The following is a 10,291-nucleotide window of genomic DNA, read 5'->3' as shown; positions in this document are numbered from 1 at the left end:
CCTAACCCCCGAACCCCGGCACTCTCCCCGATTCACACCGCGTCCGACAGCGACGTAAAGGTGAAATCGCGCAGCCGCATCGGCGGAATCATCATCACGAAGTTGGATTCATCGCCGGCCACGCGCACCGGTTTGCCCAACTCGTCGATGTTGTTGAGCATGATCACCGGCGATTCGTTGAAGCGGAAGTTCTTCACCGGGTACTTGATCTGGCCGTTCTCGATGTAGAACGTGCCATCGCGGGTCAGGCCGGTCAGCAGCACGGTCTGCGGGTCGACCATGCGGATGTACCAGGTCCGCGTGACCAGAATGCCCTTCTCGGTGCCGCGGACCAACTCGGCAATGTTCTTGTCGCCACCGGCCATCAACAGATTGCCCGGCTCGCCGACCGCACGTTTGCCGTTCTTCTGCGCCCAGAAGCGCGAGTACTGCAGGTTGGCGATCTTGCCGTTCTCGACGATGGCCATTTTCTCGCGCGGCAGGCCCTCTTCGTCCCAGGGCATGACCGGCGCGCGCGGATCCCACGGGTCAGCCGTGATATTGACCCGCGGGTCGTACACCTGCTCGCCGAGCTTGTTGCCGCCGCCTTTCTTGGACAGGAAGCTGCGGCCCTCGTCGGCGCGGCGGGCGTCGAAGAAATTCATCATGAAGGAGATCAGGCCTGCGGCTGCCGCCGGCTCCAGGATCACCGTGTACTTGCCCGGTTCCAGCGCCTTGGCCTCGGCCGAGTCGCTGGCCTTGCGCATGGCGATGCGGATGTCCTGCTCGGCCTTGAAGTCGGCGGCATCTTTCAGATTGCGGCCCACCCAGCCCGAGCCGCGACCGTCTTCGGTGCGCACGGTGCAGGTGTAGTCGAAGCGCGCACCGCGTTGGTAGCCGAAGTTCCCCTTGCTGTTGGCGAAGGCGGTGAAGCTTTGACCGTCTTCCAGGAAGCCGGCGGCGATCAGACCCTTGCCCTTGCATGGGGCGATCGAATCGGCGGCGACCTGGGCGCGGAAGGCCGGATCGATCGCAGCGGTGGATTCGCTGAAGGTGGGGCTGGGTGTGTAGGTCTGCTTGTCGACCGCCGGCATGAACTCGGGATTTTCCGGTGCCAGCTTTGCCAGGTCCTCGGCACGGCGTACCACGCGCTCCAGCGAAGCGTCGTCGAACTCGTTGATGGTGGCAACGCCCACCCGCTTGCCGAACGCCACCTGCACCTGCAGATCGGTGTTGTCGACGATACCGCTGGTGGAGACGTTGTTCAGTGCAAAGCGGATGTTGCCGTCGATCGTACCGCTGAGTGTGGCGGTGCATTCGTCGGCCTTGGACAGGGCGATGACCTTGTCGAGGATGGCCTTGGCCTGCGCTTCGGTGAGGATGCTCATGGGACTATCTCCGGTCAGCCGAGCGAACGGGCGGTGTTGATGACGTTGATGCCGTCGAAGCGGGCGGTGGACGAGCCATGCGAGACCGCCGAGACCTGGCTGGGCTGGCCCTTGCCGTCGAAGAACGAACCACCCATGCGGTAGTCGCGCGCGTCGGCCACGGCGCTGCAGGCGTTCCAGAACTCCGGCGTGCGGATCTGGTAGGCCACGTCTTCGATCATGCGGGTGATGGCGCCGTTCTTGATTTCGTAGAACAGCTGGCCGCCGAACTGCGCGTTGTAGCGCTGCTGGTCGATGGAGAACGAGCCGTCCCCGATGATGTAGATGCCGTTTTCCACATTCTTGATCAGGTCGCTGACGCTCAATGACGTCTTGCCGGGTGCCATCGAGACGTTGGCCATGCGCTGGAACTGCACGCTGGACCAGGAGTCGGCGTAGCAGCAGCCATCGGAGGCGCTCTTGCCGAGGATATGCGCCTGGTCGCGGATGGCCTGATAGTCCACCAGCTTGCCGTCGCGGATCAGATCCCACTGCTTGGTCTTGACGCCCTCATCGTCGTAGCCCACCGCGCCGAGGCTGCCCACCTGGGTTTTGTCGGCGAGGATATGCACCTTGTCGCTGCCGTACTGGAAGCCGGCCTTGAGCTTGTCCAGGGTGGCGAAGCTGGTGCCGGCATAGTTGGCTTCATAGCCGAGCACGCGGTCCAGTTCCAGCGGGTGGCCGATCGACTCATGGATGGTCAGCCAGGTATGCGAGGGGTCCAGCACCAGGTCGTACTTGCCTGGCTTGACCGACGGTGCCTTGAGTTTCTCCTGTACCTGTTTGGCAGCGGCGATGGCGTCTTCCTTCATGTCGTAGGACAGGCCGTAGTTCACCACACCGTTGGGCGAGACGAACTTGCCCGACGCTGCGCCGTCCAGGTATTCATAGCCCATGCCCATCGGCGCGGACAGCCCGTCGCGGGTGCGGAACTTGCCGCTGGCCTTGTCGATGGCGGTCACGCTCATCGGCGCCCAGATGCGATGCACATCCTGGTCGATGTAGGACCCATCGGTGCTGGCGAAATATTTCTGCTCGTTGACCACGAACAGCATCGAGTTGACGAAGTTGGCACCGGCGGCGCTGGCGGCGGCGTTGACGCCCAGCAGCAGGTCCACCTTGTCCTTGATCGGCACTTCCATCGCGTTCTTCTTGATCGGCGTCTTCCAGCTGACTTCGCCCACGCCCGGGGTGGGTGCCAGCTGCACCGGCGTGCCCTGCACCTTGGCATTGGCCTTGGCGATCGCCGCGGCCTGGGTGGCGGCCTTGGCCACGCCTTGTTCGGTCAGGTCGTTGGTGGCGGCAAACCCCCAGGCGCCACCGACGATGACGCGGATGCCGGCACCGATGGACTCGGTGTTGACCACGTTCTGGACCTTGTCTTCGCGTGTGATCACGAACTGACGCAGATAGCGGCCGATGCGCACATCGCAATAGCTGGCGCCGGCCTGGCGCGCCGCGTTCAAGCCGGCGTCGGCCAGGCGCTTCTTGCGGCCCACGTCGAACGGCGTCAACAGCTGCTCGGCGGCGATCGCGTTGCCGAAGGAAGCGGGGATGATCAATCCGCCCATGGTCAGCCCGGTCAAGGCCAGGAAATCACGTCGCTGCACGGCACTCCCCCAATGATCCCGCGCATCGCGCAGGTGGTGTGGTGGCACGCACATCCCTTTGTGCGCGGTGTCGCCGATTCTTGCCGGCCGATGAATGCTGCGTCAAATGACTTTCGGCATGGGTCGCTGCACAGGCGGCATGCGGATGCGTCATCCAAACGCGTTTAGCGAGCGCAGCTGGCGGCGTGGGGGTTGCGTCGACTCGTCTCGACCTGCACGGCCGCATGCGATGGGTGCCGATCTTTCCGATGGTGTTGGCGCGGGAACCGCGTCGCAATCAAAGGTCCCGCGACGGTGGGCGGGCAAGGACCAGTCGTGTTGGTCGGTGCGCAGGTGACAATCCATCCATGGCGCGTGTTGATCGCGGGTGTCTTTCGAGCCGCGAACAGCGCTTGAATAAGAAAAATCACATCGGAATCCGCCCTTCTGGTGCGGTGCCCCGGCCGCTTGCGGGACGGAGCCTGCATGGATGGATTCACGACGTGTCCCGCGAGCGGTCAGGGCACCGCGCACGCGACGAACGAGGCTTTCAGCGGCAAGCGAATCGTGGTTGCGAACGCAAGCGTGGCGATTGCTGCAGCGGATTGACCTGCGACACGGCCAAAGGATCATGGGACACGCCGAAGTGCAAGACTGTCCAAGGACATCCTGCGCATGACCGGTCAGGCGTTCTCAGCCCAACGAGCGCGCGGTATTGATCACGTTGATCCCATCGAAGCGGGCCGTGGACGCACCATGCGAGACCGCCGACACCTGGCCAGGTTGGCCCTTGCCGTCGAAGAACGAGCCGCCCAGGCGAAAATCGCGCTGGTCGCAGACCGCGCTGCAGGCGTTCCAGAATTCCGGCGTGCGGATCTGGTAGGCGGCGTCTTCCACCAGATGGGTGACCTCACCGTTCTCGATCGCGTAGAACAACTGCCCGCCGAACTGCGCGTTGTAGCGCTGCTGATCGATCGAATACGAGCCGCGGCCGTGGATGTACAGCCCGCGCTCGACGTTCTTGATCATGTCGGCGACCGCCAGCGGCGTCTTGCCCGGCGCCAGCGACACATTGGGCATGCGCTGGAACTGCACGCTGGACCAGGAGTCGGCATAGCTGCAGCCGTCGGAGGCGGTCTTGCCCAGCAGATGCGCCTGGTCGCGCGTGCATTGATAATCGACCAGGATGCCGTCCTTGACCAGGTCCCATTGCTTGGTCTTGACCCCTTCGTCGTCGTAGCCCACGGCGCCCAGGCTGCCGGCGCGGGTCTTGTCGGCGATAAAGGTCACCGCATCGCTGCCCCAGCGGAAGCCGGCGTCGCGCTTGTCCAGCGTGGCGAAGCTGGTGCCGGCGTAGTTGGCCTCGTAGCCGAGCACGCGGTCCAGTTCGAGCGGATGTCCGACCGACTCGTGGATGGTCAGGAACAAGTTGCTCGGATCGATCACCAGATCGTACTTGCCCGGCGTGACCGAGGGTGCGCTGAGTTTGGCGCGCGCCTGTTTGGCCGCGGCGATGGCATCTTCGCGCGCGTCGTAGCTGTGGCCATAGCCGATCACGCCGCCAGGCAGCGCGTGCTTCTGCTCGGCCGACCCATCGAGGTATTCGTACCCCATGCCCATCGGCGCGGACAGTCCGTCGCGGGTGCGGAAGCGTCCGCTGGCCTTGTCCACCGCCGTAACGGTGAACGGTAGCCACAGCCGATGCACGTCTTGATCGATATACGAGCCATCGCTGCTGGCGAAATACTTCTGCTCGTTGATGGCGAACAACCGCGAGGCCACGAAGGTGGCGCCGGCTGCGAGCGCGGCGGCATTGACGTCCATCAACAGCGCGATCTTGTCCTGCACCGGCACGGCCATCGCGTTCTTGCGGATCGGCGTCCGCCACTGCACCTCACCGACCGGCGCGACCGGTGCCAGTTGCACCGGCGCACCCCCCAGCCGTGCATTCGCCTTGGCGATGGCCACTGCCTGCCGGGTCGCGGTGGCGACCGCCTCGCTGGTCAGGCCGCTGGTCGCGGCAAAGCCCCAGGCGCCATCGGCCAGCACCCGCACGCCCACGCCGCAGGACTCGGCGTTGACCACGTTCTCCACCTGCGCCTCGCGGGTGATCACGAACTGGCGCAGGTAACGGCCCACGCGGACGTCGCAATAGCCGGCACCGGCGGCCTTGGCCGTCGTCAGCGCGGTGTCGGCCAATCGGCGGTTGCGCGCTGCGTCGGCCGGCGCGAGCAACTGTTCGGCGGCGATCAGACGGGTCTGTGGCAACAACAGGCTGGCCGCGCCAAGGCCGGACAGAGAGAGAAAGGTGCGACGGTCCACGAGCGGGTCTCCAGGAGCTGCCCGAACGGGCGTGTGCGATCTGCGACCATCGCTGCCCACGCCGGGTCGGTCAAGTGCTGGCGGCCGGTCCGGCGCCGTGTCGATCCGCAGATCGGCGCTGCGTGCCGGCGATTGCGAACGCGGCCCAACGCCTGTCGCGTTTGTGCAGTGGGCGCGTTGACCTTTGCCGGCGGCGGGCTAGCATCTGCCGTCAGCGGATGTGTCCGCTGATGTATGCCTGCGCTGCCGGCAGTCCTGCAGCGTGCTCTTACCGACGTTGGAGACCCCTCGCCATGCCGTCCGCGCCGCGCCCGATGCCGTCTCTGCTGTCCTGCCTGCTCATGCTGCCACTGGGCGCGACCGCCGCCGACTGGTATGTCTCCCCAGCCGGCGCCGATACCAACCCGGGAACCATCGCCGCGCCGTTCGCCTCCCTGATGGCCGCTCAGGCCGCGGCGGCCAGCGGGGATACGGTGTATCTGCGCGGCGGTACCTATCGCCCGACCAATGCCGACATCAGCGCGCTCGACGCCACCTACGCCGTCGTCAACGACATCCGCAAGAGCGGCGTGTCGTACCTGGCCTATCGCAACGAACGGCCGGTGTTCGACTTCTCCGCAGTGGCGCCGAGCGGGCACCGGGTGACGGCCTTTCGCATCAGCGCCGACAACTGCATCTTCCAGGGATTCGAGGTGGTCGGCGTGCGCATCACCATCGCCGATCGTCATACCCAGTCGGAGGCATTTCGCGTCCAGGGTGGCAGCGGCAATCTGTTCGATCGGCTCTCCATCCACGACGGCATGGCGATCGGCTGGTATCTGGTGTCCGGCAGCAACAACCGCGTGCACAACGTCGACGCCTACAACAACAAGGGATTGAACAGTTTTTCGCACGGCAATATCGATGGCTTTGGCGTACATCCCACCACCGCCAGCAGCACCGGCAATCTCATCGAGGGCAGTCGTGCCTGGAACAACAGCGATGATGGCTTCGATCTGATCAATGCCTGGGCGGCGGTGACGCTGCGTCACAACTGGGCGTTCCGCAACGGGTTGGACACCGATGGCACGCCGTTGGGCGATGGCAATGGTTTCAAGGCCGGTGGCTATGGCCGCAACGGCAGCGCCTATCCGCAGCCGGTCCCGCGCCACCGCATCGCCTTCAATCTGTCGGTGGCCAACCGCACCAATGGCTTCTACGCCAACCATCAGATCGGCGGACAGGACTGGATCAACAACACCGCCATCGGCAATGCGCGCGCCAATTACGACATGCTGTCGACCTCGAGCGACAACCTGACCGATGTGCCCGGCTACGGCCACACGCTGACCAACAACCTGGGCTATGGCGCTCGCACCGAGATCGCCAACCTGGGCAGCGCCAGCGCCAACACGATTGGCCGCAATTCCTTCAGCCTGGCGCTGCCCTTGGTCGCAAGCGATTTCCTCAGCCTGGACGAGCGCCAACTGAGCCGTCCCCGCCAGCCGAACGGCGATCTGCCGGTGATCACCTTCGCCACGCCGGCACCGGGCGGCGCGTTGGTGGATGCCGGTGTCGACGTCGGCGAACCCTTCAATGGCCGTGCACCGGACCTGGGCGCGTTCGAGTCGCCGTGAGCGTTGCGCGCTTGTCGCCACTGCAGGGCTTCAGCGCAAGGGCGCCGGATACGGCGAGGCCTTCAGCAGGCGCGCCAGGTGGGCGCTGTTGCTGGCAGCGGTCCTGATGGTGTCGGCCAAGGCCTGCGGCGTGGACGATAGATCAACATAGTCGGTACTGCCCATTGCTTCACCGACCCAGTAGGCCGGGCCGCCGGCTGCCACGCTGAAACCGAAGTCGGTCAGGCCTTGATACAGATCGGCACTGACCTTGTGCGCGCCGTCCTCGTTGCCGACCACCGCGACCATCGCCACCTTGTTGAAGGTGGGATAGACACCATCGTCGCCGATCTCGCCCAGCACCGCGTCCAGGCGTTCCAGCACCCGCTGCGCCAGGCTGGAGGGATGGCCGACCCAGATCGGTGTGGCGAGCAGGAAGATGTCCGCCTCCTGGATGCGTTGACGCAGCTGCGGCCACTGATCGCCATTGCCTTCGTCGGTACTCACGCCAGGCAGCACGTTGTAGTCGGCGACACGGACCGATGCGCCCTGGACGTCGTGCACTGCGAGTGCTTGCAATAGTTGGTCCAACAGCTTCTGCGTCGACGACGGTGTATCGCTGGCCTTGAGGCTGCAATTCAGGCCAAATGCGCGCAGGCTCATGCGTAACTCCATGATGGATGACATCACGAGCGTGCGGTGGGCGGTGTCCAGCAGCTGTGGTGCGTGCGTGCAGCGTGAGTGATGGCGACCGCGACACCCTTGCGCTGGACCCTTGCGTTGAATCGCTAGTCGAGCACCAGTGCCTGCAGCATGCGCAAGCGGAGCGCTGCCTCGGCGCTGGGTAGAGTGAGTGCGTCGCGATACGCCTGCGCCATGCGGGTGCAGCGCAGACGCGTCATTCCGCCGTCCGCACGGTTGGTGCTTGCGGCCATGCGCACCTCGGCAGCGGCGCGGCGCAGGGCGGCTTCTGCCTGATCCTGCTGCCGTGGATTCAATGGGCGCGCCGGTGCTCCCGGTGCAATCTCGGCGACCAGCGTGGCCAGCAGACTGCGTATCCGTTGCCGGGTCGGCTGGTCGATCGGCCGCTCGCCGGTGTCCAACAAGGCATTGCATTGGCCCAGGCTCTCCTGACGACTGGCCTGCTCCCACAGCGCTGCCATGGCCTTGCCCCAGCGCAGCAACTGCGCGTCGCTGGCGTGGTCGAAGGCGAACGCATCGATGCGGCCGTTCAAGGCGACGATCCAGTCGATGGCGCGCTGTTCGTCCTTCGCCAGCAAGGACTGGGCAATGGCGTTGGCATATCCCGGCGCTTGCTTCGGTTGCTGCTCCGCATAGGCCAGGTACAGCTGCCAGCTGGCGTCGCTGGCGTTCATCTGCTGCAAGGCCCCGGCCATTGCGCGTTGCGCGGCGGTGGCTGGCAGTCCCTGCGCATCGACTACCCGCACCTGCACGCCGTCGGCCATCAGCATGCTGGCGTCGGCCCAGTACATCGACGTGGCCGGCGTTGTGCGCCATGCCGACAGCAAGCCGGGGCCGAAGCCCGCGCCGATCAGCACCTTTCGGCTCCGGTCGGTCAGGTCTTGCAAGGCATTGCTGCGCCATTGTTCGGGCACCCGTCCAGGCACCTGTGCCTGGTGCAGGCCAATGCGCCCACGCAAGCTCAACTCGCGCGCTGGCGAGGCGGCCCAGAGCAGCACGCAGGCGCTGGCGCACGTATTGTTCACCCGCACCACCAGGCGCCGCGCGCGAATCTGCTCGACGGCCTGCAGGGCGTCGGTCACCAAGCCGCCGCCGCTGTCGATGTCTACCCGCTGCAGCTGCGGCGCACGTGCCAGCGCGGCCCTGAAGTCGGGAACGAAGCGCGCGCCGATGCTGCCGTCGATCTGCAAGACGCGGCCGTCTGCGCTCAAGCGCATGCGCGCATTGGCGTGGCCCTGGCGGTCGCGCTCGGTGCTGGCCATCTGGTGCAGCAGCGCCACCATCAGCGGCAAGGCGAGCAGCAGCAGCCACACCATCAGCCAGCCACGCGAGGTGCCGGTCCCACGATCGCGCACGATCGCCCGCGCCAGCAGCGCCACGCTGCCGAGGACGGCGATGGCGGCCAGCGCCAGATGCCAGGGCAGCGGTATCAGCAAGGCGCCGGGCGATTGCAGCGACCAGAGCGGCAACACCACGCCCAGCAGCAGGCAGGCCAGCAGCGCCGCGGCGATCCGCAGGCCCTGCCATGGCCAGCGGCGGGGCTGCCAGCGGCGCTCCAGCGAGCACCACCGGGCTTCGCCCGGCGCCCACGACAAGGTGTCGGCGCGGTAGCGCCCCTGCCGGTAGTCGGCTTGCACCTGGTCGGGCGTCCAGGCGCCCAGGTAACCGCGGCGATCGCGTAAGTGCAGGTGATCCATCGCTCAGCCCATCCAGCGCAGGACAGCCAGCATGCTGCCGAGCAAGAGCAGTGCCAACACGCCGAACACGACCTGTGTTGCGCCAAACGGGCGATGCGTGACCACCCAGCCATGGTCGCGGTCCCAGCTGCATTGTCCGTGGTTGAACAGGCTGACCAAGGCATAGACCTGTGCGGCGATGCTGAGCAGCGGCAGGCCGAGGCATTGTCCATAAAGCAACACGCGTCCCTCGCGCAGCAGGGCGTCGGTGAAGCCGAGCGGAAAGCCATCGCTGCGCAGCACGCGAATGCCGAACAACCACTTGCCGGGGCTGGTCCCCGACAAGCCGATCCACAAGGCCAATAGCGGCATCACCAACACCATGGTCGCCAGCGTCGACAACAGCAGGTGCTGGCTCACCGGTAGCAGCAGCGCGGTATAGAGCGCTGGGCTCACGGTGCCGGCGACGATGCCCAAGCCGAACCACAGCAGCCCGCCCAGCAGCAGCGTGTCGAAGCCACGCGCGAAGTAGCGCCGCCATGGATGCGGTCGCACATCCTGCCAACCGTCGCCGTAGACATGCAGCGCTGGCGCATCCGCCGGTACCGCCAGGGCCGGCCGTTCCAGGCTGGCGCGGACCTCGCCAGCGACAAAGCGCGGCTCGATGCGGCCGTCCCGCCGCCGCAGTTCCAGCGACGGGGCCTCGGGCGGGGGGAGGGCGGGTTCAGCGGCATCGTTGGCGTTGATGGCGTCGGGTAGTGGTGGCGGCACCGGCGTGGCCAGCGAACAGTTCGCATAGGGCTGCCAGCTGCTCATGCCCGCCGTCCATACCAGCGACTGCGATCCGATGCGCCCGGCGGCATGCCATGCCTGCGCCTGCGCGCGGGTGGCGTGCAGGATGCCGTTCTCATGCTGGATCTGCCAACGCTGCTCCATCGCTCAGGGGCGTCCTGACCGGCGGCGAGGGACATGCCGCATGCAATGGCCTGCTGGCGATAACC

At 66.0% G+C, this 10,291-nt stretch carries 7 protein-coding genes; 1 reads left to right on the top strand and 6 read right to left on the bottom strand.

Translation table 11 applies throughout. The features are described from left to right. Window positions 1–32: 32 nt before the first annotated feature. The 3 genes from CKY51_RS21345 to CKY51_RS21335 all read right to left on the bottom strand — a co-directional run bounded on the left by CKY51_RS21345 (window position 33) and on the right by CKY51_RS21335 (window position 5,317). Window positions 33–1,367 carry a TldD/PmbA family protein gene (locus CKY51_RS21345; protein ID WP_152249920.1) on the bottom strand — a complete coding sequence of 445 codons (1,335 nt, stop codon included), beginning with the start codon at window positions 1,365–1,367 and terminating at the stop codon, window positions 33–35. Between the two features lie 14 nt (window positions 1,368–1,381). Then, window positions 1,382–3,016 carry a TldD/PmbA family protein gene (locus tag CKY51_RS21340; protein WP_170292361.1) on the bottom strand — a complete coding sequence of 545 codons (1,635 nt, stop codon included), beginning with the start codon at window positions 3,014–3,016 and terminating at the stop codon, window positions 1,382–1,384. A 672-nt stretch (window positions 3,017–3,688) separates the two neighbouring features. Further along, window positions 3,689–5,317, bottom strand: coding sequence for a TldD/PmbA family protein (locus tag CKY51_RS21335; RefSeq protein ID WP_022971593.1), 1,629 nt, complete (start codon window positions 5,315–5,317; stop codon window positions 3,689–3,691). Between the two features lie 293 nt (window positions 5,318–5,610). On the opposite strand from CKY51_RS21335, the gene CKY51_RS21330 reads away from it, so the two are divergent. Next, the gene (locus CKY51_RS21330; RefSeq protein ID WP_031339153.1) at window positions 5,611–6,933 is read left to right on the top strand and encodes a right-handed parallel beta-helix repeat-containing protein; all 1,323 of its coding nucleotides are present in this window, start codon (window positions 5,611–5,613) and stop codon (window positions 6,931–6,933) included. Between the two features lie 30 nt (window positions 6,934–6,963). On the opposite strand, the gene CKY51_RS21325 is transcribed toward CKY51_RS21330, so the two are convergent. The 3 genes from CKY51_RS21325 to CKY51_RS21315 all read right to left on the bottom strand — a co-directional run bounded on the left by CKY51_RS21325 (window position 6,964) and on the right by CKY51_RS21315 (window position 10,226). Continuing rightward, the gene (locus CKY51_RS21325; RefSeq protein WP_022971595.1) at window positions 6,964–7,575 is read right to left on the bottom strand and encodes a flavodoxin family protein; all 612 of its coding nucleotides are present in this window, start codon (window positions 7,573–7,575) and stop codon (window positions 6,964–6,966) included. A 125-nt stretch (window positions 7,576–7,700) separates the two neighbouring features. Next, window positions 7,701–9,311 carry a hypothetical protein gene (locus CKY51_RS21320; RefSeq protein WP_022971596.1) on the bottom strand — a complete coding sequence of 537 codons (1,611 nt, stop codon included), beginning with the start codon at window positions 9,309–9,311 and terminating at the stop codon, window positions 7,701–7,703. Window positions 9,312–9,314: 3 nt separating this feature from the next. Next, on the bottom strand, window positions 9,315–10,226 hold the full coding sequence (locus tag CKY51_RS21315) for an RDD family protein (RefSeq protein WP_022971597.1): 912 nt from the start codon (window positions 10,224–10,226) through the stop codon (window positions 9,315–9,317). Between the last annotated feature and the right edge of the window lie 65 nt (window positions 10,227–10,291).

Source organism: Xanthomonas maliensis, assembly GCF_009192945.1.
GTDB classification, from domain to species: domain Bacteria; phylum Pseudomonadota; class Gammaproteobacteria; order Xanthomonadales; family Xanthomonadaceae; genus Xanthomonas; species Xanthomonas maliensis.
The sequence above is the reverse complement of the archived record's forward strand: the minus strand, read 5'-3'. Positions and strand labels throughout refer to the sequence as shown.

Excerpts from the sequence above, each read along its gene's own strand:
- CKY51_RS21315 (WP_022971597.1), bottom strand. The coding sequence starts at position 10,226 with ATGGAGCAGCGTTGGCAGATCCAGCATGAGAACGGCATCCTGCACGCC.
- CKY51_RS21345 (WP_152249920.1), bottom strand. The coding sequence starts at position 1,367 with ATGAGCATCCTCACCGAAGCGCAGGCCAAGGCCATCCTCGACAAGGTC.
- CKY51_RS21330 (WP_031339153.1), top strand. The coding sequence starts at position 5,611 with ATGCCGTCCGCGCCGCGCCCGATGCCGTCTCTGCTGTCCTGCCTGCTC.
- CKY51_RS21320 (WP_022971596.1), bottom strand. The coding sequence starts at position 9,311 with ATGGATCACCTGCACTTACGCGATCGCCGCGGTTACCTGGGCGCCTGG.
- CKY51_RS21325 (WP_022971595.1), bottom strand. The coding sequence starts at position 7,575 with ATGAGCCTGCGCGCATTTGGCCTGAATTGCAGCCTCAAGGCCAGCGAT.